Annotated in this window: 18 protein-coding genes; 8 read left to right on the forward strand and 10 right to left on the reverse strand. The window is 69.7% G+C overall.

Going from position 1 to position 24047, the window contains the following annotated elements:
* Window positions 1–154: 154 nt before the first annotated feature.
* The gene (locus ACFWU9_RS35250; RefSeq protein WP_384325170.1) at window positions 155–1057 is read right to left on the reverse strand and encodes a tRNA (adenine-N1)-methyltransferase; all 903 of its coding nucleotides are present in this window, start codon (window positions 1055–1057) and stop codon (window positions 155–157) included.
* A 53-nt stretch (window positions 1058–1110) separates the two neighbouring features.
* Window positions 1111–2397 carry a site-2 protease family protein gene (locus ACFWU9_RS35255; protein ID WP_384325171.1) on the reverse strand — a complete coding sequence of 429 codons (1287 nt, stop codon included), beginning with the start codon at window positions 2395–2397 and terminating at the stop codon, window positions 1111–1113.
* Between the two features lie 123 nt (window positions 2398–2520).
* Between ACFWU9_RS35255 and ACFWU9_RS35260 the strand changes: the two genes are divergently transcribed.
* Both ACFWU9_RS35260 and ACFWU9_RS35265 read left to right on the forward strand, forming a co-directional pair.
* Complete coding sequence (locus tag ACFWU9_RS35260; RefSeq protein ID WP_384325186.1) at window positions 2521–3405, forward strand: RecB family exonuclease; 885 nt, start codon at window positions 2521–2523, stop codon at window positions 3403–3405.
* An 85-nt stretch (window positions 3406–3490) separates the two neighbouring features.
* Complete coding sequence (locus ACFWU9_RS35265; RefSeq protein WP_023542799.1) at window positions 3491–4162, forward strand: response regulator transcription factor; 672 nt, start codon at window positions 3491–3493, stop codon at window positions 4160–4162.
* A gap of 96 nt (window positions 4163–4258) precedes the next feature.
* Here the strand turns inward: ACFWU9_RS35265 and ACFWU9_RS35270 are convergent, their stop codons facing one another.
* The 3 genes from ACFWU9_RS35270 to metH all read right to left on the reverse strand — a co-directional run bounded on the left by ACFWU9_RS35270 (window position 4259) and on the right by metH (window position 10721).
* Window positions 4259–5863, reverse strand: a complete 1605-nt coding sequence (locus tag ACFWU9_RS35270) for an ABC transporter substrate-binding protein (protein ID WP_384325172.1) — start codon at window positions 5861–5863, stop codon at window positions 4259–4261.
* A 464-nt stretch (window positions 5864–6327) separates the two neighbouring features.
* Window positions 6328–7029 (reverse strand): HAD family hydrolase, encoded by a 702-nt coding sequence (locus ACFWU9_RS35275; RefSeq protein WP_384325173.1) that lies wholly within the window; start codon window positions 7027–7029, stop codon window positions 6328–6330.
* A gap of 170 nt (window positions 7030–7199) precedes the next feature.
* A complete protein-coding gene (metH, locus tag ACFWU9_RS35280) occupies window positions 7200–10721 on the reverse strand; it encodes a methionine synthase (protein WP_384325174.1) in 3522 nt (1173 codons plus the stop codon).
* Between the two features lie 221 nt (window positions 10722–10942).
* Between metH and ACFWU9_RS35285 the strand changes: the two genes are divergently transcribed.
* The 5 genes from ACFWU9_RS35285 (at window position 10943) to ACFWU9_RS35305 (ending at window position 16790) form a co-directional block, all read left to right on the forward strand.
* The gene (locus tag ACFWU9_RS35285) at window positions 10943–11707 is read left to right on the forward strand and encodes an IclR family transcriptional regulator (protein WP_384325175.1); all 765 of its coding nucleotides are present in this window, start codon (window positions 10943–10945) and stop codon (window positions 11705–11707) included.
* A 225-nt stretch (window positions 11708–11932) separates the two neighbouring features.
* Window positions 11933–12724, forward strand: a complete 792-nt coding sequence (locus tag ACFWU9_RS35290; RefSeq protein ID WP_384325176.1) for an MIP/aquaporin family protein — start codon at window positions 11933–11935, stop codon at window positions 12722–12724.
* Between the two features lie 45 nt (window positions 12725–12769).
* Entirely contained in the window at window positions 12770–14323 is a 1554-nt protein-coding gene (gene glpK, locus ACFWU9_RS35295; RefSeq protein WP_384325177.1) for a glycerol kinase GlpK, read from the forward strand.
* 28 nt (window positions 14324–14351) lie between these two features.
* On the forward strand, window positions 14352–15965 hold the full coding sequence (locus ACFWU9_RS35300; protein ID WP_384325178.1) for an FAD-dependent oxidoreductase: 1614 nt from the start codon (window positions 14352–14354) through the stop codon (window positions 15963–15965).
* Window positions 15966–16118: 153 nt separating this feature from the next.
* Window positions 16119–16790, forward strand: coding sequence for a FadR/GntR family transcriptional regulator (locus tag ACFWU9_RS35305; protein WP_384325179.1), 672 nt, complete (start codon window positions 16119–16121; stop codon window positions 16788–16790).
* 103 nt (window positions 16791–16893) lie between these two features.
* On the opposite strand, the gene ACFWU9_RS35310 is transcribed toward ACFWU9_RS35305, so the two are convergent.
* From ACFWU9_RS35310 to ACFWU9_RS35330, 5 genes are read right to left on the reverse strand one after another with little or no spacing between them, the layout of a single operon-like run.
* Window positions 16894–17925, reverse strand: coding sequence for an ABC transporter permease (locus tag ACFWU9_RS35310; RefSeq protein ID WP_384325180.1), 1032 nt, complete (start codon window positions 17923–17925; stop codon window positions 16894–16896).
* A complete protein-coding gene (locus ACFWU9_RS35315; RefSeq protein WP_384325181.1) occupies window positions 17922–19478 on the reverse strand; it encodes a sugar ABC transporter ATP-binding protein in 1557 nt (518 codons plus the stop codon). The genes ACFWU9_RS35310 and ACFWU9_RS35315 overlap by 4 nt, the downstream gene beginning before the upstream one ends.
* A 2-nt stretch (window positions 19479–19480) precedes the next feature.
* Window positions 19481–20551, reverse strand: a complete 1071-nt coding sequence (locus ACFWU9_RS35320) for a sugar ABC transporter substrate-binding protein (RefSeq protein WP_384325182.1) — start codon at window positions 20549–20551, stop codon at window positions 19481–19483.
* 42 nt (window positions 20552–20593) lie between these two features.
* Complete coding sequence (locus ACFWU9_RS35325; RefSeq protein WP_384325183.1) at window positions 20594–21382, reverse strand: SDR family NAD(P)-dependent oxidoreductase; 789 nt, start codon at window positions 21380–21382, stop codon at window positions 20594–20596.
* Window positions 21379–22698: an enolase C-terminal domain-like protein gene (locus tag ACFWU9_RS35330; RefSeq protein WP_384325184.1), complete on the reverse strand. Its 1320-nt coding sequence runs from the start codon at window positions 22696–22698 to the stop codon at window positions 21379–21381. The genes ACFWU9_RS35325 and ACFWU9_RS35330 overlap by 4 nt, the downstream gene beginning before the upstream one ends.
* A 255-nt stretch (window positions 22699–22953) precedes the next feature.
* On the opposite strand from ACFWU9_RS35330, the gene ACFWU9_RS35335 reads away from it, so the two are divergent.
* Window positions 22954–24000, forward strand: a complete 1047-nt coding sequence (locus tag ACFWU9_RS35335) for a PAC2 family protein (protein WP_384325185.1) — start codon at window positions 22954–22956, stop codon at window positions 23998–24000.
* The last annotated feature ends 47 nt before the right edge of the window (window positions 24001–24047 follow it).

The raw sequence follows: 24047 nt of genomic DNA on the forward strand, positions 1-24047 counted from the left end.
TTTTTTATTATCCCCCGGGGCCCCTAAGCCCAACCTAAACCCCCCCGCCCCGGTGTCGGGGGGGGGGGCCCCCCCCCCCGGCGGCGGCGCTGTGGTGTTGTGACCGGCGCACCGTGACGGGCCGCCGGGTCGCGGCCCGGAAGGTGACGTCGGCTCAGCCTCGGGAGCCGCTGCCGCTTCCGGGGCCGTCGTAGTCCTCGCCGTACGCGCCCTTGGAGGGGCGGCGGCGGCGCAGGGGCGGCTCAACGCCGTCTGCCAGACGGCGCGCGGTGATCAGGAAGCCGGTGTGGCCGATCATGCGGTGGTCCGGGCGTACGGCGAGTCCCTCGACGTGCCAGTTGCGGACCATCGACTCCCAGGCGGCCGGTTCGTTGAACGAGCCGTGCTCCCGGATCGTCTCGACGGTGCGGGCGAGCTGGGTGGTGGTGGCGACGTACGCGCAGAGGATGCCGCCGGGCACCAGCGCCTTGGACACCGGCTCGACGCACTCCCAGGGCGCCAGCATGTCGAGGATGACCCGGTCCACGTCGCTGTCCGAGAGATTGTCCTGGAGGTCGCCGACCGTGAGCTGCCAGGCGGGGTGCGGGCCGCCGAAGTAGCGCTCCACGTTCTGCCGGGCGATGTCGGCGAAGTCCTCACGGCGCTCGTAGGAGTGCAGCATGCCCTGATCGCCGATGGCGCGCAGCAGGAAGCTGCTGAGCGAGCCCGATCCCACTCCGGCCTCGACGATGCGAGCACCGGGAAAGATGTCGGCGAAGGCCAGGATCTGGCCCGCGTCCTTGGGGTAGACCACGGCGGCGCCGCGGGGCATGGACAGGACGTAGTCGGGGAGCAGGGGGCGCAGCGCGAGGTAGGCGACGTTTCCCGTGGTGCGGACAACACTGCCCTCGGGAGCACCGATCAGCTCGTCATGGGGGAAGGAACCCTTGTGGGTGTGGAAATTCTTCCCCGCTTCGAGCGTGAAGGTGTAGTGGCGTCCCTTGGGGTCGGTGAGCTGGACCTGGTCCCCGACCTTGAAGGGGCCGCGACGTCGGGCGGCACCGGTCGGTTCGGACATGCGGTCAGACTACCTGCTCCGTTTGGGCCTTCCTCACCTGGCTTGGGCCGCCCTCACTTGCTGTCGGGCCTGGCCATGGCGGCGACGAAGGCTCGTTCCACGTCGGCCGTCGACAGGACTCCGTAGATCTCGCCGGTCTCCTCGACCACCAGGTACTCGGTGGCGGGGCTGGCCCTGAGACGGTCCAGGAGCGCCTCTCCCGCGAGCTCGGCGGGGACCTTCATCCCGTCGGTGAGGTCTTGGGCGAGGCCGCTCACGGCGACCCAGGGGCGGCGGTGGGTGGGGACTCCGACGATGGCCGCCTCGCGGACGAGCGCGGTCGGTTCGCCCTGGCCGTCGACGACGACGAGCGCGCGGGCCCCCGCCTCGTTGGCCCGGCGCAGCGCCTCGGAGAGCGGGGTGGCCGACTCGACGGGGACGGCCCGCCGGGTGAGGGCGCGGGCCCGCAGGTCGGGCAGGTGCTCGCGCAGCCGGGCCATCCGCAGGCTGTTGCCGGCGCCGGTCCAGATGATCGCGGCGAGGATGGCGGCGAGGAGCGCGTCGGTGACGGTCTCCACGCCGCCGATGTCCTGGGTGGAGTTGCCGAGCGTGCCGGTGTGGGTGAGCAGCGGCAGGCCGATGAGGACGGCGACGGCGAGCGCCCTGCCGACCCAGGCGGCGGCGACGGTGCCCGTCATGGGCTTTCCGGTGATCTTCCAGACGACGGCGCGCAGCATCCGGCCGCCGTCCAGCGGGAGACCGGGCAGCAGATTGAAGGCGGCGACGATGAGGTTGGAGATCATCAGGCCGGCGAGCAGGACGCCGGGCACCGTGCCGGGCTCCACGGCCGCCAGCGTGAGGTAGAAGAAGCCCGCGAGGAAGAGCGAGAGCAGGGGGCCGACGAAGGCCAGCATGAACTCGCGGCCCGGTGTCTCCGACTCCTTCTCGATCTCGGAGACACCGCCGAAGAACTGGAGCTGGATACGGCGGACGGGGAGTTTGTAGCGCAGCGCGACGATCGTGTGGGCCAGTTCGTGGACCAGTACCGAGGCGTAGAAGGCGACGGCGAAGAAGAGCGCGACGAGATAGCGGACACCGCCGAGCTCGGGCAGCACCCGGTCGAGCTGGCCGCCGAAGACCCAGGTGATGAGCGCCGCGACCAGGAACCAGCTGGGCGCGACGTAGACGGGCACGCCGAAGGGACGGCCCATCAGGATCCCGCCGCCCGGGTCCTCCGGCCGTTTCCGCTTGCCGCCGCGGGGCGCGCCCTCAGGACCGGACCGCGGCCTCCTGCTCTCGCCGCTCTCGTCGTCCTTTTTCACGTCATCCCTTCGTTGCGGCACCGTCGCTCGCTCGATCATGCTGTTCGCGAGGGTCTTACGTCGATGGTATTCCGCTCGCTGTCAGTGGCGGGCCGTAGGGTCTGCGTCATGAGTACGAGTCAGCAGCCCACTTCGCTGTCGCCGTCGCGTGCGAGCGACTTCATGCAGTGCCCCCTGCTGTACCGGTTCCGGGTGATCGACAAGCTGCCGGAGAAGCCGAGCGAGGCGGCGACCCGGGGGACGCTGGTGCACGCGGTGCTGGAGAGGCTGTTCGACGATCCCGCTGTCGAGCGTACGGCGCCCCGGGCCAGGTCGATGGTTCCCGGGCAGTGGGACCGGCTGCTGGAGTCGAGACCGGAGCTCGGCGAGCTGTTCGCGGAGGACGAGGGCGGCGAGCGGCTGACGCGCTGGCTCGGGGAGGCCGAGGGGCTGGTCGAGCGGTGGTTCTCGCTGGAGGATCCGACGCGTCTGGAGCCGGCCGAGCGTGAGCTGTTCGTGGAGACGGAGCTGGAGTCGGGACTGCGGCTGCGCGGGGTGATCGACCGGGTCGACGTGGCGCCCACGGGCGAGGTGCGGATCGTCGACTACAAGACGGGCAAGGCGCCGCGGCCGGAGTACTCGGAGGGCGCGCTGTTCCAGATGAAGTTCTACGCGCTGGTGATCTGGCGGCTCAAGCGGGTGGTGCCCCGCCGTCTCCAGCTGGTCTATCTGGGCAGCGGCGACGTCCTGACGTACGACCCGGTCGAGGCCGACCTGGAGCGGGTCGAGCGCAAGCTCCTGGCGCTCTGGGAGGCGATCAGGGAGGCCACGGAGACGGGCGACTGGCGGCCGCGGCCGACGAAGCTGTGCGGGTGGTGCGACCACCAGGCGGTCTGCCCGGAGTTCGGGGGGACCCCGCCGGTGTATCCGTTGACGGTGCCGCCCCGGCAGGGCGCGGAGCCGCTTCCGGACGGCGGGCCGCCCGCCGCCTCCGAACCGCCCGCCGCCCCGGACCCGCTTCCCGCGGCCGGGCCCGTCGCCTCCGCCGGGCCGGCCCAGGGGGTGTAGGGAGGGGCGGTCGCCCGCCCGCCGCTGTCACGGCCCGGCTCTCAAGGCAGAATGGACCGGGATCGATCCCAGCGAAGGAGATCCCGTGGCCATCCGCGTCCTACTGGTCGACGACCAGCCACTGCTGCGCACCGGCTTCCGGATGATCCTGGAGGCCGAGCAGGACATCGCGGTCGTCGGCGAGGCCGGGGACGGCCTCCAGGCGATCGACCAGGTCCGGGCGCTCCAGCCCGATGTCGTCCTGATGGACATCCGGATGCCCCGGATGGACGGCGTCGAGGCGACCCGTCAGATCACCGGTCCCGGCAAGGACGGCCCGGCGAAGGTGCTGGTGCTGACCACGTTCGACCTGGACGAGTACGTGGTGGAGGCACTGCGCGCCGGGGCCAGCGGATTCCTGCTGAAGGACGCGCCCGCCAACGAGCTGGTGCAGGCGATCCGGGTGGTGGCCGCCGGTGAGGCGATGCTGGCGCCGAGTATCACCCGCAGGCTGCTCGACAAGTACGCGGACCATCTGCCGTCGGGCGACGAGCAGGTGCCGGACACCCTGCACACGCTGACCGAGCGCGAGGTGGAGGTGCTCAAGCTGGTGGCGCGGGGGCTGTCCAACGCGGAGATCGCCGCGGATCTCTTCGTCAGCGAGACGACGGTCAAGACGCATGTGGGTCATGTGCTCACGAAGCTGAGCCTGCGCGATCGCGTGCAGGCGGCGGTGTACGCGTACGAGAGCGGTCTGGTGCGCCCCGGCGCCCAGTAGCCGGACGCGGCGTCGAGCGGGCGGGGCGCGTGACCGAGAGGTCCCCGGCATCGGTGCGATGCCGGGGACCTCTCGGTTTCGAGGACCGCGATCCGGTCAGACGGCGCTGCCGGTGCCCAGCTCCCAGAAGAGCAGTTCGCCCGAGGGGTTGAGCGCCCACTCGACACCGGAGATGTCGTCCGCGGCGGCGACGTACTGCTTGCCCTGCCACAGCGGCAGCACCGGCACGTCCTCGGCGACGATGTCCTGCATCTCCGCGAAGGACTTGGTGGCGGCGCTGCGCTCGGCCTCGCTGCGCGACTGCGGGATCAGCTCCTTGATCACCTTCTCGTTCGCGTACGGCGCGTTGAGGAAATTGTCCTCGTCCAGGAACGGCGCGATGTAGTTGTCCGGGTCGGGGAAGTCGGGGAACCAGCCCATGCCGTAGACCGTGTACTCACCGCGCGTCTGGGCGGGCCGGAACTTGGCCCACTCGGCGCCCTTGGTGTCGACCTGGAAGAGCCCGCTGGAGTTGAGCTGCTCCTTGAGCATCTCGAACTCCTTGGCGGTGGCCTCGCCGTAGTGGTCGGTGGTGTAGTGCATGGTGAACTTCACCGGTGTCTGCACCCCGGCGTCCTCCAGGAGCTTGGCGGCCTCGGCCCGGTTGGGCTCCCCGTACTTGTTGAAGAACGAGTTGGTGTGCGCCGTGATGGTCGCCGGGATGAGCGAGTAGAGCGGCTCGGCCGTGGCGCCGTACACCTCGGAGGCGATCTGACCGCGGTTCACGAGGGAGGCGACGGCCTGGCGTACGGCCTTCTCCTTGGCGATGGGCTCGTCGGTGTCGAAGGCGAGGTAGCGGATCTCCAGACCGGGCATCTCGGTGAGCGCGATGCTGTCCTTCGGCTTCGCGGTCATCTTCTCGATCTGGTCGGGCGCCATGGTGCGGGCCATCACGTCGATCTCGCCGGAGTCGAGGGCCTTGCCCATGGCGGCGGCGTCGGGGTAGGAGCGCAGCTCGACCTTGCTGTTGCGGAGCTTCAGGTCGCCCTCGTACGAGGCGTTCTTGGTGAAGACGGCCTTGACTATCCGCCCGTCCTTCACCTCGGCGTCGAACTTGTACGGGCCCGAGCCGTTCACGCCGAAGCCCTCGCGGAGCTTCTTGCCGTCGTACGTCTCGGAGTCGACGATGCCCGCGATGGGCGTCGAGAGCTTGTACGGGAAGGTGGCGTCGGGGGTCTTGAGGTGGAAGATGACCTCGGAGTCGCTGGGCGTCTCGATCGTGTCGATGTTCTTGAGGAGGCCCACCGCGCCGGCCTCGGAGTTGATGTCGAGGACCCGCTGGATGGAGAACTTGACGTCCTCCGAGGTGATCTCGCCGCCGTCGGCGAACTTCAGCCCGTCGCGCAGCTCGCAGCGGTAGCTCTCGTTCTGGTTGTCCGAGAACCGGCAGCCGGTCGCCGCCTCGGGAACGGGGGCGCCGCCGCCGCGGGGGACGTGCATCAGCGTCTGGAGGGACTGGCGCAGGATGTTCCAGGAGCCCGTGTCGTAGGCGAACGCCGGGTCGAGGGGCGCCGGGGACTCCTTGGTGGCCGTGAACTGGTCGGTGGTACCCACGACGATGGCCTCAGCGTCGTCGGACGAGCTGTCCGAGCCGCCGCAGGCCACGAGCACCGGGGCGAGCAGACCGGCCACAACCGGCAGCACGAGACTCTTGCGCTTCATCCTGGACGTACTCCCTCATCCGAACACCTTGCGATACAACGGTGGTTGAGAAATTCGCGACGTGATTGACCGTCGGATCACACCATTGAGGTGGCGAACGTGTGGCGAAGTTCTCGCGATGAGGTTAGTCGGCGGGTGTGGATGTCCCGAACCGGGCCCACTTCGGGCGTAATCGCAAAGTGATCAGGAATTGCTGCGAACCGGTATCAGGACGCCAGAAGGATTCACACATCACGCCATAAAACTGGACACATGGGTGCCCGGATCGGCGCGACGACCGGACAACCCGGAGGGGCCAAACGGACACAGCCACCTGCGGCTACGGATCGACGAGTGACGAACATCACTCGGGCCCGGTCAGGCCTTCATGATCACGCCGGTAATGATCAACAAAAGGGCGGGGAAACGCGGAGCGCGAAGCACCTTATTTCCGTTAGTTTCAGGGGACACGCTCCGTATCCGTATCATCGGTGATGCGTGATCAGACCCCGCAGAAATACCAGGTCGACCTCTTCGAGGGACTCCACGATCACCCGTCCCGCCGCCGCCGCGATGGGCGCGACGGAGGGCACCGCGACGACCCGGCAGCCCGCCGCCTCGGCCGACGCCACACCGGTCGCCGTGTCCTCGATGACGGCGCATCTGTCGGGGGCGGCGCTCAGCCCGCGCGCGGCGTGCAGATACGGGTCGGGGTGCGGCTTGGTGTTCAGCACCTCGTCACCGGCCACGGTGAGGGAGAAGTGGTGGCGCCCGACGGACTCCAGCACCCGGTCGATGATGCGCCGGTGGGACGCGGAGACCAGGGCCGTGGGCACACCGTGGTGGGCCAGCTCGGCCAGGAGCCTGGCGGCCCCCGGCATCAGCGGGACGTCGGTGCCGATGCGCTCCTCGAAGCGGTCGTTGAGCAGCACGGTCAGCTCCGCGAGGGTGATGTCGGCGCCGGTGGCCTCGATGAGATAGCCGGCGCTCCTGGTCATCGGCCCGCCGACGACGACGTCCCGCCAGGCGTCGTCCAGCGGGTGGCCGAGGTCCTTGAAGACCGCGACCTCCGTGTCCCACCAGAAGCCCTCCGTGTCGACCAGGGTGCCGTCCATGTCGAGAAGAACGGCCTGAAGGGCGGACCCTTCGGCCTTACGGGTCATGGACGCGGGAACCGTACTGGTCATCCGGCACACCTCCGAGAGGGACGAGAAGGCCGGTCACCTTGTCCGACGGGGAATCCCGTCGGGTCCGGCGACCGGCCCGCACTGGACCGACAAGTGTACGGCTCGTCGACGCGAAGCGCGCGGTCAGCGGCCCGGGGCGCTCCGTGGCGCCCCGGGCGCGGTCGCCGCCCCTAGCGCGCGTTGAAGTACTTCGCCTCGGGGTGGTGGATGACGATGGCGTCGGTCGACTGCTCGGGGTGGAGCTGGAACTCGTCGGAGAGCTCGACGCCGATCCGGCCCGGCTCCAGGAGGTCGGCGATCTTGGCCCGGTCCTCCAGGTTGGGGCAGGCGCCGTAGCCGAGCGAGAAGCGGGCGCCCCGGTACTTCAGGGCGAACATGTCCTCGACCTCGGACGGGTCCTCCCCCGCGAAGCCCAGCTCTGAACGGACCCGGGCGTGCCAGTACTCGGCGAGGGCCTCGGCGAGCTGGACGGAGAGACCGTGGAGTTCGAGATAGTCCCGGTAGGCGTTCCCCTCGAACAGCTCCGCCGTCGCGCCGCCGATCCTGGAGCCGACCGTGACGACCTGGAGTCCGACCACGTCCGTCTCGCCGGACTCCTCGGGGCGGAAGAAGTCGGCGAGGCAGAGGCGCCGCCCGCGCCGCTGGCGGGGGAAGGTGAACCGGGTGCGCTCGGAGCCGTCGTCGCCGAGCAGGATGAGGTCGTCGCCCTTGGAGACGCAGGGGAAGTAGCCGTAGACCACGGCCGCTTCGAGCAGGTTCTCCGTGTGGAGCTTCTCCAGCCAGCCACGCAGATGCGGCCGGCCCTCGGACTCGACCAGTTCCTCGTAGGAGGGCCCGCCCTTGCGGGACTCCTTCAGCCCCCACTGCCCCTTGAACAGCGCGCCCTCGTCGAGCCAGGAGGCGTACTCCTTGAGCTGGATGCCCTTGATGACGCGGGTGCCCCAGAACGGCGGTTCCGGTACGGGGTTGGTCACCGACACGTCGGAGCGGGCCGCGCCCTCCTCCGGACGCTCCTCGACCACGGCGGTGGCGGCGGGCTTGACCCGGCGCTGCTTGAGTTCGGGCAGTACGGCTCCGGGGACGCCGCGCTTGATACCGATCAGCGCGTCCATCAGCCGCAGGCCCTCGAAGGCGTCGCGCGCGTAGCGGACCTCGCCCTCGTAGATCTCGTGGAGGTCCTGCTCGACATAGGCGCGGGTGAGGGCGGCCCCGCCGAGGATGACGGGGAAGTCGGCCGCCATCTTGCGCTGGTTCAGCTCCTGGAGGTTCTCCTTCATGATCACGGTGGACTTCACCAGCAGCCCCGACATCCCGATGACGTCCGCCCGGTGCTCCTCGGCGGCTTCCAGGATCGCGGAGACGGGCTGCTTGATACCGAGGTTGACCACGGTGTAGCCGTTGTTGGAGAGGATGATGTCGACGAGGTTCTTGCCGATGTCGTGCACGTCGCCGCGGACCGTGGCCAGCACGATCGTGCCCTTGCCCACAGCATCTTCGCCGTCGGCGACCTTCTCCATGTGCGGCTCCAGGAACGCCACCGCCTTCTTCATCACCTCGGCGGACTGGAGCACGAACGGCAGCTGCATCTGGCCGGAGCCGAACAGCTCGCCGACGACCTTCATGCCGTTCAGCAGGGTGTCGTTGACGATCTCCAGCGCGGGGCGCGTCCGCAGGGCCTCGGTGAGGTCGTCCTCCAGGCCGTTCTTCTCGCCGTCGATGATGCGCCGCTCCAGGCGCTCGTTCAGCGGCAGCGCCAGCAGTTCCTCGGCGCGGCCGTCCTTCATCGACTTGGTGTTGACGCCCTCGAAGAGCTCCATCAGCTTCTGGAGCGGGTCGTAGCCCTCCTCGCGGCGGTCGTGGATCAGGTCGAGCGCGACCTTGACCTGCTCCTCCTCCAGACGGGCGATGGGGAGGATCTTCGACGCGTGCACGATCGCCGAGTCCAGACCGGCCTTCACGCACTCGTCCAGGAAGACCGAGTTGAGGACGATACGGGCGGCCGGGTTGAGACCGAAGGAGATGTTGGACAGGCCGAGCGTGGTCTGCACGTCAGGGTGGCGCTTCTTCAGCTCCCGGATCGCCTCGATCGTCGCGATGCCGTCCTTGCGCGACTCCTCCTGACCGGTGCAGATCGTGAACGTCAGGGTGTCGATGAGGATGTCCGACTCGTGGATGCCCCAGTTGCCGGTCAGATCGGCGATCAGCCGCTCGGCGATCGCGACCTTGTGCTCGGCGGTACGGGCCTGGCCCTCCTCGTCGATGGTGAGCGCGATCAGCGCCGCGCCGTGCTCCACCGCCAGCCGGGTGACCTTCACGAAGCGGGACTCGGGCCCGTCTCCGTCCTCGTAGTTGACGGAGTTGATGACCGCGCGCCCGCCGAGCTTCTCCAACCCGGCGCGCAGCACGGGCAGTTCGGTGGAGTCGAGCACGATCGGCAGCGTGGAGGCGGTCGCGAAGCGGCCGGCCAGCTCCGTCATGTCGGCGACGCCGTCACGGCCAACGTAGTCGACACAGAGGTCCAGGAGATGCGCGCCCTCGCGGATCTGGGCGCGCGCCATCTCCACACAGTCGTCCCAGCGGCCCTCCAGCATGGCCTCCCGGAACTTCTTCGACCCGTTGGCGTTGGTCCGCTCGCCGATGGCCAGGTACGAGGTGTCCTGCCGGAAGGGCACCGTCTGGTACAGCGAGGCCGCTCCGGGCTCCGGCTGCGGCGACCGCTCGGTGATCGCCGAGCCCCGCACCCGGTCCACGACCTGGCGCAGATGCTCGGGGGTCGTACCGCAGCAGCCGCCGACCAGCGACAGTCCGTACTGGTCCACGAACTGCTCCTGCGCGTCCGCCAGTCCCTCGGCGTCGAGCGGGAAGTGCGCCCCGTCCTTGGTGAGGACGGGCAGTCCGGCGTTGGGCATGCAGAGCAGCGGGATACGGGAGTGGCGCGCCAGATAGCGCAGGTGCTCACTCATCTCCGCCGGGCCCGTCGAACAGTTCAGACCGATCATGTCGATCCCGAGCGGCTCCAGCGCCGTCAGCGCCGCGCCGATCTCCGACCCCAGCAGCATCGTGCCCGTCGTCTCGAAGGCGAGCGAGCAGACGAGGGGGAGGTCGCTGCCGAGCTCCTCCATCGCGCGCCGCGCGGCGACCACGGCCGCCTTCGTCTGGAGCAGGTCCTGTGTGGTCTCGACGATCAGCATGTCCGCGCCGCCGGCGATCAGTCCCTCGGCGTTGCGCTGGAAGCCGTCGCGCAGTGTCGGGTAGTCCACGTGCCCCAGCGTCGGGAGCTTGGTGCCGGGTCCCATCGAGCCGAGCACCCAGCGCTGCTGCCCGGTGGAGGCGGTGAACTCGTCGGCTACCTCGCGGGCGATGCGGGCGCCGGCCTCGGCGAGTTCGAAGACCCGCTCGGGGATGTCGTACTCGGCGAGGGCCGAGTGGTTCGTGCCGAAGGTGTTCGTCTCGACGCAGTCGACCCCGACCGCGAAGTACTCCTCATGGACCGAGCGCACGATGTCCGGGCGGGTCACATTGAGGATCTCGTTGCAGCCTTCCAGGTTCTGGAAGTCCTCCATCGTCGGGTCCTGGGCCTGGAGCATCGTGCCCATCGCGCCGTCGGCGACCACCACACGGGTGGCCAGCGCCTCGCGCAACGCTTCGATTCGGGTCCGGCTGTCGGCGGAAAGGCTGGAGGACGGGGCCATGAACTTACTCCCGGGGCTGCGACGGCTGTCGGCTTTGCCCTTTCCGGTGGAAGGGGCACCCGGCAAGGGTAGCGGTGCCCGGCTCCGTAGCGCGTTTCCGTACCACGGGGCGGACTGTCGCGCCCCCACCCGGGGAAGGAATCCGGTGTCCTTCGAGGGGAGTCGGCATGGGCCCATAATGTTCAGCATTGCCGAACGACTCTGTAGTGGAGGCCTGCCCGATGGCGAAGAGTATTCAGTCGCTTCAGCGCGCGGCGGCGGTGCTGCGGCTCCTGGCAGGCGGCGAGCGCAGGCTCGGTCTCTCCGACATCGCCTCCTCGCTCGGGCTGGCGAAGGGAACGGCGCACGGGATTCTCCGCACCCTCCAGGCCGAGGGCTTCGTGGAGCAGGACGCCGTCTCCGGCCGCTACCAGCTGGGGGCCGAGCTGCTGCGGCTCGGGAACAGCTATCTGGACGTCCACGAGCTGCGGTCCCGGGCCCTGGTGTGGACGGACGATCTGGCGCGGTCCAGCGGGGAGAGCGTGCATCTGGGAGTGCTGCACCTGGAGGGCGTACTGATCGTGCACCACGTCTTCAGACCCGACGACAGCCGGCAGGTCCTCGAAGTGGGCGCGATGCAGCCACTGCACTCCACGGCGCTCGGAAAGGTGCTCGCCGCGTACGACCCGGTGGCCCGTGGCGAGGCCGTCAGGGGCGCCCGCGAACAGCTCACCGTGCGCACCGTCACCGATCTGGAGCAATTCGAGGCGATTCTCGAACTCACCAGGTCGCGGGGGTGGGCGGCGGACGTCGAGGAGACGTGGGAGGGGGTGGCCGCGGTGGCCGCGCCGATCCATGACAGGCGGCGGATGCCGGTCGGGGCCATCGCTCTCACCGGCGCGGTGGAACGGCTGTGCGAGGGCGGCGACGTACGCCCGGAGCTGATCACAGCGGTGCGTGAATGCGCCCGTTCGGTGTCCAGGGATGTCGGCGCCGGGCGGTTCTGAACCGGATAGCTGATGATCTGAGAAGAACAGGTTCAGGGCGCCGGAGCCCTTGACGACGTATCCATCGCGGGACGACACTGCCGGTCAATGGTCGGCATTGTCGAACACTGATCGACGGCTCAGCTTGGGTGCACGACAACGCCAAGCGCCGGCAATGCCCTTAACCGAGGGCGCGGACCCGGTGCGAGCCGCGGGTCTGCCTTCCCCTGGACGAAGGAGTCTCGGGTGTCTCACTACGACATCTTCATCGGCGAGATGGTTGGTACCGCCCTTCTGCTGCTACTCGGTGGCGGCGTGGTGGCGGGCGTCGTGCTCAAGCGCTCGAAGTCCCACGGGGCGGGATGGGTCGCCATCAGCTTCGGCTGGGGCTTCGCCGTCCTCACCGGCGCCTACATGGCCACGGGTATATCCGGCGCCCATCTGAATCCGGCGGTCACCCTCGGGCTCGCGATCGCCGGCACGACCCCGTGGGGCGACGTCCCGCTCTACATGGCGAGCCAGCTGCTCGGCGCCCTCGTCGGCGCCTTCCTGGTGTGGGTGACCTACATGGGTCAGTTCAAGGCCCATCTGACCGACCCGGAGATCATCGCCGCGCAGCCCCGGGTCGAGGGACTGGTCGACCAGACGACCGCGCCGAAGGCGGGCCCCGTCCTCGGCATCTTCTCGACCGGCCCCGAGATCCGGCACACCGTGCAGAACCTGCTCACCGAGATCGTCGCCACCTTCGTCCTGGTGATCGCGATCCTCACCCAGGGGCTGAACAACGAGGGCAACGGCCTCGGCACGCTGGGCGCGCTGATCGTCGCGCTGGTCGTCGTGGGCATCGGCCTCTCGCTCGGTGGCCCCACGGGTTATGCCATCAACCCGGCACGAGACCTCGGCCCCCGCATCATGCACGCCCTGCTGCCGCTGCCCAACAAGGGCGGCTCCGACTGGACGTACGCCTGGATCCCCGTCGTGGGCCCGCTCATCGGCGGCGCCGCCGCGGCCGGCTTCTTCAACTGGGCCCTCAAGTAGTTCCCGACTTCCCTCCGCCCTCCGAACCGAGCAGGAGCAGACACCGTGAGTGAGACACAGAGCACCGGGACTTCCTCCCGCGGAGCGGGACCGTTCATCGCGGCCATCGACCAGGGCACGACGTCCAGCCGCTGCATCGTCTTCGACGTCGACGCGCGCATCGTCGCCGTCGACCAGAAGGAACACCAGCAGATCTTCCCGAAACCGGGCTGGGTCGAGCACGACGCCAAGGAGATCTGGGTCAACGTCCAGGAGGTCCTGGCGAACGCCATCGAGAAGGCGGGGATCACCCGGGCCGACGTTTTGGCGATCGGGATCACCAACCAGCGCGAGACCACGATGCTGTGGGACAAGAACACCGGTGAGCCGGTCCACAACGCGATCGTCTGGCAGGACACCCGTACCAGCGCGCTCGTCCGGGAGCTGGGCCGCAACGTGGGCCAGGACCGGTTCCGGCGCGACACCGGACTGCCGCTGGCGACCTACTTCGCCGGGCCCAAGGCCCGCTGGCTGCTGGACAACGTGGAAGGCCTGCGCGAGCGCGCCGAGGGCGGCGAGATCCTCTTCGGCACCATGGACTCCTGGGTGATCTGGAATCTGACCGGCGGCGTCAACGGCGGTGTGCACGTCACCGACGTCACCAACGCCTCGCGCACGATGCTGATGCGCCTCGACACCCTGGACTGGGACCCGAAGATCTGCAACTCCATCGGGATCCCGATGGCGATGCTCCCGAAGATCCGCTCGTCGTCCGAGGTGTACGGCACGACCAAGGGCGGCCCGCTGAACGGTGTCCCCGTCGCGTCGGCGCTGGGCGACCAGCAGGCGGCCCTGTTCGGCCAGACCTGCTTTGCCGAGGGCGAGGCCAAGTCGACGTACGGCACCGGCACGTTCATGCTGATGAACACGGCCAACAAGCCCATCAACTCCTACAACGGGCTGCTGACCACGGTCGGCTACCGCATCGGGGACCAGCCCGCGGTGTACGCCCTGGAGGGCTCCATCGCCGTCACCGGCGCCCTCGTCCAATGGATGCGCGACCAGATGGGCCTCATCAACACCGCGCCCGAGATCGAGACGCTCGCCTCCTCGGTGGAGGACAACGGCGGCGCGTACTTCGTCCCCGCCTTCTCCGGGCTGTTCGCCCCCCACTGGGACTCCTCCGCACGGGGCGTGATCGCCGGTCTCACCGGCTATGTCACCAAGGCGCACCTCGCCCGCGCGGTGCTGGAGGCGACAGCCTGGCAGACCCGTGAGATCAGCGACGCCATGACCAAGGACTCCAAGGTCGAGCTGACGTCGCTCAAGGTCGACGGCGGTATGACCGCCAACAACCTGCTGATGCAGACGCTCGCCAACGTCCTCGACGCACCCGTCGTACGCCCGATGGTCGCCGAGACCACCGTGCTGGGCGCCGCCTACGCCGCGGGCCTCGCGGTCGGCTTCTGGCCGAACACCGACGCGCTGCGCGCCAACTGGCGCCGGGCCGCCGAGTGGACACCGGACATGGACGCGACGAAGCGCGATCGCGAGTACAAGAACTGGCTCAAGGCCGTCGAGCGCACCAAGGCCTGGCTGGAAGACGACGAGGACAGCTGACCAGGCTCCCTCAGATCGAGGAGACACCATGACCACCCTTCACAGCGGTCCCGCCCTGGGCACGCATCCGGCAGGCGGCTCCCTCCCGAGCCGCGCCGAGACCCGGGAGCAACTGTCCCGCGCCACCTACGACCTGCTGGTCATCGGCGGCGGCATCCTGGGGATCTCCACCGCCTGGCACGCCTCCCAGTCGGGACTGCGGGTGGCCCTGGTCGACGGTGGCGACTTCGCGGGCGCCACCTCCTCCGCGTCCACCAAGCTGCTCCACGGCGGTCTGCGCTATCTGCAGACCGGTGAGGTGAAGCTGGTGGCCGAGAACCACTTCGAGCGCCGGGCGGTCTCACAGAAGGTGGCGCCGCATCTCGCGAACCCGCTCACCTTCTATCTGCCCGTCTACAAGAACGGGCCGCACAGCGCGACCAAGCTGGGTGCCGGTGTCTTCGCGTACTCGGCGCTGTCGGCCTTCCGCGACGGCGTCGGGCACCTACTGAGCCCGGCGAAGGCGCGGCGCGCGGTGCCCGAGCTGCGGACGGACAATCTGCGGGCCGTGGCCGTGTACGGCGACGACCAGATGAACGACGCGCGGATGGCCGTCATGACGGTGCGCGCCGCCGTCGAGTCGGGCGCGGCCGTCCTCAACCACGCGCAGGTCACCGGATTGCGGTTCACCGGCGGGCGGGTGACGGGCGCCGATCTCAAGGACGGTCTGGACGGTACGGAGTTCGGCGTCGACGCCCGGCTCGTACTGAACGCGACCGGCCCCTGGGTCGACCGGCTGCGCGCGATGGAGGACCCGAGGTCCGAGCCCTCCATCCGGCTCTCCAAGGGCGCGCACCTCGTGCTGCGGCGCACCGCCCCGTGGAACGCGGCCCTCGCGACCCCGATCGACAAGTTCCGCATCACCTTCGCCCTCCCCTGGGAGGACATGCTGCTGCTGGGCACCACCGACGAGACGTACGAGGGTGACCCGGCGGACGTCGCGGTCACCGAGGCGGACATCCGCCAGATCCTGGACGAGGCGTCGCTCTCCGTCCGGGACCAGCAGCTCTCGCGCGAGCTGATGACCTACTCGTTCGCGGGTCTGCGGGTGCTGCCCGGCGGTCCCGGTGACACCTCGACCGCCAAGCGGGAGACGGTCGTCACCGAGGGCAGCGGCGGCATGCTCTCGGTCGCCGGCGGCAAGTGGACGACGTTCCGGCACATCGGCCGTACGGTCGTGGACAAGCTGGAGACCCTGCCGGGCCGCCCGCTCGGCTCGGACATCGAACCCATCTCGCGGCTGCCGAAGATGATGCCGATGCCCGGTATCGCCAACCCGGCGGCGGTGACACACCGGCTGCTGATCGACGGCGGCTCGCACGGCGACGGCATGGCACGTGACACCGCGCACCATCTGGCCACGCACTACGGGTCGTTGGCGTTCGACATCGCGCGTCTGGCGTACGAGCACCCGGAGCTGGGCGAGCGTATCCACCCGGACGCCCCGGAGATCTGGGCGCAGGTCGTGTACGCGCGCGACCACGAGTGGGCGGAGACCGCGGACGACGTGCTGCGGCGCCGTACGACGCTGACGATCCGCGGGCTCGCCACCGACGAGATCCGGGCCCGCGTCGAGCGGTTGCTCGGCGAGCGGAACGGCTGACGTCACGCCTCGAACCAAGTTCCGAGAGAGCGCCGGGGCCGGCGATGCCGTCCCCGGCGCCGCCATTCTCGGCGAACTCCGGGGGAAGGGGGCGCCGGGCGCACGCGGAGACGCATAATGGAGGCCGATACATCGGATGTATGGAGGTCGCCCATGGCTGTCACCGACGAGGCCATCGAGAAGATCAAGGGAATGATCGTCTCCGGCGCGCTGCGCCCGGGGGACCGCCTTCCCAAGGAGAGCGAGCTCGCCGCCGAACTGGGCCTGTCGCGCAACTCGCTGCGCGAGGCGGTACGCGCGCTGTCGCTGATCCGCATTCTCGACGTACGGCAGGGCGACGGGACGTACGTCACCAGCCTCGATCCGCAGCTCCTCCTCGAAGCGCTGAGTTTCGTCGTCGACTTCCACCGTGACGACACGGTGCTGGAGTTCCTGGCCGTACGGCGGATTCTGGAGCCGGCCGCGACGGCGATGGCGGCCTCCCGTATCAAGGACGCCGAACTGGACGCGCTGAGCGCGCAGTTGGACGCGCTCGGGCCGGAGCCCTCGGTGGAGGAGCTGGTGGCGTCGGATCTGGAGTTCCACCGCGGGATCGTCCAGACGTCGGGCAACTCCGTGCTCTGCTCCCTGCTTGACGGGCTGTCGGGGCCGACCACCCGGGCCCGGGTCTGGCGTGGGCTGACCCAGGAGGACGCGGTCAGCCGGACCCTGCACGAGCACCGGGCGATCCTGGCCGCGCTGCGCGACCGGGACGCGGAGGCGGCCAGATCGTGGGCGACGGTGCATGTCGCGAGTGTGGAGCAGTGGCTGCGTTCGACTCTCTGACGAGTCACAACCGCGGTGTACGGCACGGGCCTCCCAGGAGTCGCATCCGACTCCTGGGAGGCCCGTGCCGGTGGGTACCGGCGTCGGTCGCGGTGGCCCCGGGTCAGTCCTGCTTCTCGCCGCTCGCGAACCGCGAGATGACGAGGGCGACGATGATGATCGCGCCGTTCAGGAACTGGTTCCAGAGCGCGGGCACCCCGCCCAGCGTCATCACGTTCACCACCAGTTGAAGCGTCAGCACACCGGTCAGCGCGCCGAAGAGCGTCCCTCGCCCGCCCTTGAGGCTGATGCCGCCGATCACGGCCGCGGCGAAGACCTGGAAGATCCAGCCGTTGCCCTGGGTCGCCGCCACGGAGCCGTAGTGGCCGGTGTAGAGGATGCCGGCGAAGGCCGCGAGGACACCGCCGATGGCGAGCACGATCCAGGTGATCCGGTCCACCCGGATACCGGCGGCGCGCGCCGCCTCGGGGTTTCCGCCGATGGCGTACAGCGAACGCCCGTGCCGCAGCCAGGCGAGCGAGGCCCCGCCGACGGCGAAGAGCGCCAGACAGATCCAGACGGCGGCGGGCGCCCCCAGCCAGTCCGTCTTGCCGAGGTAGCGGAAGGACTCCGGGACGTCGGTGATCGACTTGCCCTCGGTGATACCGATCTGGAGGCCGCGCAGCATCGTGAGCATGCCGAGGGTCGCGATGAACCCGTTGACCCGCAGCTTCAGGATCAGGAAGCCGTTGATCACGCCGACGACCAGGCCGACCAGCAGACAGAGCGGGATGGCCGACCAGACGGGCAGCAGGTCGAGGCCCGCGAACCGGCCGCCCTCGCTCGGCAGCACCATCCACATCGCGATGACCGGCGCGATGCCGATGGTCGACTCCAGCGACAGGTCCATCCGGCCGCAGATCAGGATCAGCGCCTGGCCGAGCACGAGCAGGCTCAGCTCGGACGACTGCTGGACGACGCTGATCAGGTTGTTGGAGGTGAGGAAGACCGGTGAGACGATGAAGCCGATCACCATCAGCACCAGGATCACCGGCACGAGCGAGAAGTCGCTCCACCTGATGAACTTCAGCCGGCTCAGCGGATGGTCGTCGTCCCGCGCCTTGTCGAGCGCCGGCGGTCGTATCGTCTCGGTCATCGGTTCTCCCCCACACCTTCCATGGCGGCGACCAGTTCCCGGTCGGTCCACCCGCTCCCGAACGTTGCCACCACTCGCCCGTGGAACAGGGCCAGTACACGGTCACAGACCCGCAGATCATCCAGCTCGTCCGAGATGATCACGGCCGCGTTTCCTTCGTCCGCCACCCGGCGTACGACACCGAGCAGCGAGTCCTTCGACTTGACGTCGACGCCCGCCGTGGGGCGCAGGGCCACCAGCACGCTGGGCGCGCGGGCCAGCGCCCGGGCGACCACCACCTTCTGCTGGTTGCCGCCGGAGAGACCCGAGACCGGCTGCTCGGGCCCTGTCGTCTTGATGTCCAGCGAGGCGATCATCGACCGCGCGAACTCCCGCGTACGGGAGGGCAGTACGGTCCCGTACGGGCCGAGCTGGTCGGCGACCGTGAGCGTGGCGTTCTCGGCGACGCTCCGGTTCAGTACGAGCCCCTGGAGGTGCCGGTCCTCCGGGATGTACCCGATCCCGGCGTCCAGCGAGTCCGGGACGCTGCCCGGTCTCACCGTCCGCTCGCGTACCGCGATCCGGCCCGCCGTCGCCTTCCGCATGCCGACGAGGATCTCGCCCAGCGCGGTGTTGCCGCTGGCCGCGGCCCCGGCCACACCGAGGACCTCACCGGGCCGCACCTGGAGGTCGATCGGTTCGAACTCGCCCTCCAGGGCGAGCCCCTCGGTGGTCAGCACGGGCGCCACCGACAGGTCGGGGGCCACCGCGTTCGCGGCGTGCCAGTCGGCCGCCGAGCTCGCCGCGTCCCCCGTCATGGCCGTCACCAGGTCCGCCTTGGCCAGATCGGCGACCGGCGCGGTCAGCACATGGCGGGCGTCGCGGTAGACGGTGACGGTCTTGCACAGCTCGTACACCTCCTGGAGGTGGTGCGAGATGAAGAGGAACGCCACCCCCTGGCTCTGGAGGTCGCGGAGCTTCTCGAAGAGGCTGTCGATGCCGCGGGCGTCGAGCTGGGCCGTGGGCTCGTCCAGGATGATCAGCCGGGCCCCGAACGACAGGGCGCGCGCGATCTCCACGAACTGCCGCTGCTCGACGGCGAGGTCCTTGGCCCGCGCGTTCGGGTCGACGCTCACGCCGTACTCGGCGAGCAGCTCCTCGGCCCGGGTGCGCAGCCGGCGCCAGCTGATGAGGCGCCCGCCGATGCCCGAACCGCCCTTGTCCAGGCCGTAGTTGTTGAGGAAGAGATTCTCGGCGACGGTCAGGTCGGGTACGACCATCGACTTCTGGTAGACGCAGGCGACCTTGGACTGCCAGGCCGTGATGTCGCCGAAGGCGGGCGCCGGTTCGCCGCCGAAGCTCACCTTTCCCGCGTCGGCCTCGTGGAGTCCGGTGAGGACGCTGACGAGGGTGGACTTGCCGGCGCCGTTGCGCCCGACGAGTGCGTGGGACTCACCGGGCGCGACGGTCAGCCGGACACCGTCGAGCGCCACGGTGGGCCCGAACCGCTTGACGATGCCCTCCGCGTGGACGGCGGGCGCCGTACCGGTCGCGGGTGCCTGGTCCTGATGCATGGTTAGCTCTTCTTTTCCAGCTGGTTGGCCCACAGCGCCTTGTCGTCCACGTTCTCCTTGGTCACCAGGGGCGCGGGAAGCTGGTCCTCGTGACCGTTCGGGATCTTGATGATGTTGGAGTCGTGGTCGGTCGGACCCACCTTCGGGGTCTTCCCGGCCAGCGCCTCCTTCGCGTAGTACAGGGCGTACTTGGCGTACAGGTCGGCCGGCTGCGAGACGGTGGCGTCGATCTTGCCCTCCCGGATCGCGTCCAGCTCCTCCGGGATGCCGTCGTTGGAGATGATCGTGATGTGGCCCTTCTCGCCCGCCGGCTTGAGGAGCTTCTTCTGCTCCAGGAGGGCGAGGGTGGGCTGCAGGAAGACGCCGCCGGCCTGCATGTAGATGCCGTTCAGGTCCGGGTGGGCGGCGAGGGTGGACTGGAGCTTGGCGGAGGCCACCTCGCCCTTCCACTCGGTGGCGAGCTCGAACACCTTGATGCCGGGGAACTTCTCGTCCATGCAGCTCTTGAACGCCTCGGAGCGGTCGCGGCCGTTGATGGAGGAGAGGTCGCCCTGGAACTCGGCGACCTTGCCCTTGCCGCCCAGCTGCTCGCCGAGGTACTCGCAGGCCTTCTGGCCGTAGGCGCGGTTGTCGGCCCGTACGACCATGTAGACGTCGCCCTTGTCGGGGCGGGTGTCCACGCTGACGACGGGGATGTCCTTGTCGTTCAGCTCGGCCAGCGTCTCGGCTATCGCGCCGGTGTCCTGGGGGGCCATGACGACGGCCTTGGCGCCCTGGTCGGTGAAGGCCTGGACGTTGGAGACGAGCTTGCCGATGTCGTTCTGCGAGTTGGTCAGCGACAGCGCGTCGACCTCCTCGTCCTTGACGCCGGACTCGATGTACTGCTGGTAGGAGTTCCAGAAGTCGCTGTCACTGCGCGGCAGGTCGATGCCGACCTTGCCGCCACCGCCGTCCCCGCTCTCCGAGTCACGGTTGCAGCCCGCGAGGGCCGTGACGGCGAGCAGCGCGGCGCAGGCCGCGGCGCTCGTACGCAGTGCGGTGCGTGGGGATCGCCCCACAGGGTGTCGCAGCATGGGATTGTCCGTCCTTGGGTGAGTGTCGGCTCAGGCTCAAACTCAGGGCGTGGCGGGGCGCAGACGAAGGCCCTGCATTCCGCCGTCGACCGCGAGTGCCGTGCCCGTGACGGCAGCCGCGGCGGGGCTGGCGAGGTACGCGACCGCCGCGGCGACCTCGTCCGCGCTGACCAGCCGTCCCGTGGGCTGGCGCGCTTCGAGGGCGGCGCGTTCGGCCACCGGGTCGGGTGCCTGGTCGAGCAGGCGGCCGACCCAGGGGGTGTCCGCGGTACCGGGGTTGACGCAGTTGACGCGTACGCCCTCACGGACGTGGTCGGCGGCCATCGCGAGCGTCAGCGACTGCACGGCGCCCTTGCTGGCGCTGTACAGGGCGCGTTGCGGGAGCCCCGCCGTGGCGGCGATGGAGCACGTGTGGGTGATCGAGACGCAGCCGGGCCGGTCGGCCGCCGCGCGCCGCAGATGGGGAAGGGCGTGGCGGGCGGTGCGGACCATGCCGAGGACGTTGATGTCGAGGACCCGCAGCCATTCGGCGTCGTCGTTGTCGGTGACGGTGCCGATGGCGCCGATCCCGGCGTTGGAGACGACCGTGTGCAGGGCGCCGAACTCGGCGGCGGCCGCGTCGACCGCCGCGCGGACGGCGGCGTCGTCGGTGACGTCGGCCTTGAGCGCGAGGGTGCCCTCGGGGGCCGTCGCGGTGTCGCGGTCGAGTACGGCGACGCGCGCGCCGCGCGCCAGCAGCAGGCTCGCGATCGCCGCGCCGATGCCGGAGGCGCCGCCGGTGACGAGGGCGGCCAAGCCCGCGAAGTCTCCTGTGTCCTGTGCCGCGGTCATGAGTTGACCTCCTCGGTGGTGCGGCGGGCCTGCCAGACGGGCCCGTCCGGATAGCTGTGCGCGGCGATCGACTCCGGGCGCATCCGCGCGGAGAAGCCCGGGGCGCCCGGCGCGACGTAGCGGCCGGAGTCGATCACCGCGGGGTCGGTGAAGTGCTCGTGGAGGTGGTCGACGTATTCGATCACACGGTCCTCCCAGGTGCCCGAGACGGCAACGTAGTCGAACATGGCCAGATGCTGGACCAGTTCGCACAGTCCGACCCCGCCCGCGTGCGGGCAGACCGGCTTGCCGTACTTGGCGGCGAGGAGCAGGATCGCCAGGTTCTCGTTGACACCGGCGACGCGCGCGGCGTCGATCTGGACGAAGTCGACGGCCTCGGCCTGGAGCAGCTGCTTGAACACCACGCGGTTGGCGACGTGTTCGCCGGTCGCGACCTTGACCGGCTGGCCGGCCCGGACGGCGGCGTGGCCGAGGATGTCGTCGGGGCTGGTGGGCTCCTCGATCCAGTGCGGCTCGTGCGGGGCCAGCGCGGTCATCCAGCGGATCGCGTCGGGCACGTCCCAGCGCTGGTTGGCGTCGACGGCGATACGGATGTCGGGGCCGACCGCCGCGCGGGCGAGCTTCATCCGCCGTACGTCGTCGTCCAGATCGCCGCCCACCTTGAGCTTGATCTGCTCGAAGCCGTCGGCGACCGCCTGTTCGGCGAGGGTGACGAGCTTGGTGTCGTCGTAGCCGAGCCAGCCGGGCGACGTGGTGTACGCGGGGTAGCCCTCGGCGCGCAGCCGGGCGGCGCGCTCCGCGCGGCCGGGCTCGGCGGCGCGCAGGATCTCCAGCGCCTCGGCCGGGGTGAGGGCGTCGGTCAGATAGCGGAAGTCGACGAGCGAGACGAGTTCCTCGGGCGTCATGCCGGCGAGGAACTCCCAGACGGGCAGGCCCGCGGCCTTGGCGGCGAGGTCCCAGGCGGCGTTGATGACCGCGCCCGCGGCCATGTGCATGACGCCCTTCTCCGGGCCGAGCCAGCGCAGTTGGGAGTCATGGGTCAGCTCGATGTGGAGCGCGGCGAGATCGGCGGCGGTACGCGGCGCCCGGCGGCCGACCACATAGGGCCGCAGTGCCTCGATGGCGGATGCCAGTACGTCGTTGCCCCGGCCTATGGTGAAGCAGAAACCGTGGCCCTCGGCGCCGTCGTCGGTGCGCAGGACCACGTACGCCGCGGAGTAGTCGGGGTCGGGGTTCATGGCGTCCGAGCCGTCGAGCTGTTCCGAGGTGGGGAAGCGGATGTCGTGTACCCCGAACTCTGTGACGGTCTGGCTCACTGCACGCCCCCTGTGAAGAACATCGGACCTCTTCGGTCATCCGATGTATAGCGTCGTTGGTGGGTAAACGTCCAGGGGCGGAACGAAAATTTGAGGTCACAGCTCGGATGAATTCTCCGAATCCCGGATCGGCACCCCCAGCCATGCCCAGCGACGCGGAAGTTCACCCACGCGCGCACGGTGGCTGCGGGGGGAGAGCTGAGAAGCCGTAAGGTTGGTCCGTACGTTCAGAGAACACTTCGGAAGGAGGCCTGGGTGATCGAGCTCGAGGGGGTACCCGAGCTGATCGACCCGGTCATGGTGGCCGCGTTCGAGGGCTGGAACGACGCCGGCGACGCCGCGTCCACCGCGGTCGGACATCTGGACCGGGAGTGGAAGGGCGAGGTGTTCGCGGCGCTGGACGCCGAGGACTACTACGACTTCCAGGTCAACCGGCCCACGGTCTATCTGGACGGCGGGGCACGGAAGATCGTCTGGCCCACGACCCGGCTCTCCGTGGTCCGGGTCGGCGGCGAGAAGCCCCGTGATCTGGTGCTCGTCCGCGGGATCGAACCGTCCATGCGCTGGCGCTCCTTCTGCAACGAGATCCTGGGCTTCGCCCATGAACTGGGCGTGGAGATGGTGGTGATCCTGGGCGCGCTGCTCGGCGACACGCCCCACACGCGCCCGGTGCCGGTCAGCGGTGTGACCTCCGACGCGGACCTGGCGAGGACGATGGATCTGGAGGAGACCCGGTACGAGGGCCCGACCGGGATCGTCGGCATCCTTCAGGAGGCGTGCACGCACGCGGGTGTGCCGGCGGTGAGCCTCTGGGCCGCCGTACCGCACTACGTGTCGCAGCCGCCCAACCCGAAGGCGACGCTGGCCCTGCTGAACCGGCTGGAGGATCTGATCGGCCTCCGGATCCCGCTGGGCGAACTGGCGGAGGACGCGCGGGCCTGGCAGCTCGGGGTGGACCAACTGGCCGCCGAGGACAGCGAGGTGGCGGAGTACGTCCAGTCGCTGGAGGAGGCGCGGGACACCGCGGAGCTGCCGGAGGCGTCGGGCGAGGCCATCGCGCGGGAGTTCGAGCGGTATCTGCGCCGGCGTGACGGCGGTCCCGGCCAGTCGCCCGGCGGGCACGCCACGGAGAGCGGCGAGGGCTCCGGCACCTATCTGCGCGACACCTCGGGGCCGGGCCGTGGCCGCCCGCCCAGGCCGCCGCGCCCCGGCACGGGATCCGAGCCGGGACCGGGCGCCGGCCCGGACGGCCGGGAGCCCGGTCCGGACACCGGGGACGACGAGGATTCCTCGGACGACTGAGACGCGGGGCCGCGACAGCCGTGGAACCGCCGGAGGGGCCGCGTGTG

The organism is Streptomyces sp. NPDC058653 (genome assembly GCF_042716895.1).
Lineage (GTDB): Bacteria > Actinomycetota > Actinomycetes > Streptomycetales > Streptomycetaceae > Streptomyces.

Coding starts and splice junctions, on each gene's coding strand:
- ACFWU9_RS35270 (WP_384325172.1), bottom strand. CDS start 5,863: ATGAAGCGCAAGAGTCTCGTGCTGCCGGTTGTGGCCGGTCTGCTCGCC.
- ACFWU9_RS35250 (WP_384325170.1), bottom strand. CDS start 1,057: ATGTCCGAACCGACCGGTGCCGCCCGACGTCGCGGCCCCTTCAAGGTC.
- ACFWU9_RS35260 (WP_384325186.1), top strand. CDS start 2,521: ATGCAGTGCCCCCTGCTGTACCGGTTCCGGGTGATCGACAAGCTGCCG.
- ACFWU9_RS35275 (WP_384325173.1), bottom strand. CDS start 7,029: ATGACCAGTACGGTTCCCGCGTCCATGACCCGTAAGGCCGAAGGGTCC.
- ACFWU9_RS35285 (WP_384325175.1), top strand. CDS start 10,943: ATGGCGAAGAGTATTCAGTCGCTTCAGCGCGCGGCGGCGGTGCTGCGG.
- ACFWU9_RS35325 (WP_384325183.1), bottom strand. CDS start 21,382: ATGACCGCGGCACAGGACACAGGAGACTTCGCGGGCTTGGCCGCCCTC.
- ACFWU9_RS35320 (WP_384325182.1), bottom strand. CDS start 20,551: ATGCTGCGACACCCTGTGGGGCGATCCCCACGCACCGCACTGCGTACG.
- ACFWU9_RS35305 (WP_384325179.1), top strand. CDS start 16,119: ATGGCTGTCACCGACGAGGCCATCGAGAAGATCAAGGGAATGATCGTC.
- ACFWU9_RS35255 (WP_384325171.1), bottom strand. CDS start 2,397: ATGATCGAGCGAGCGACGGTGCCGCAACGAAGGGATGACGTGAAAAAG.
- ACFWU9_RS35300 (WP_384325178.1), top strand. CDS start 14,352: ATGACCACCCTTCACAGCGGTCCCGCCCTGGGCACGCATCCGGCAGGC.
- ACFWU9_RS35315 (WP_384325181.1), bottom strand. CDS start 19,478: ATGCATCAGGACCAGGCACCCGCGACCGGTACGGCGCCCGCCGTCCAC.
- metH (WP_384325174.1), bottom strand. CDS start 10,721: ATGGCCCCGTCCTCCAGCCTTTCCGCCGACAGCCGGACCCGAATCGAA.
- ACFWU9_RS35310 (WP_384325180.1), bottom strand. CDS start 17,925: ATGACCGAGACGATACGACCGCCGGCGCTCGACAAGGCGCGGGACGAC.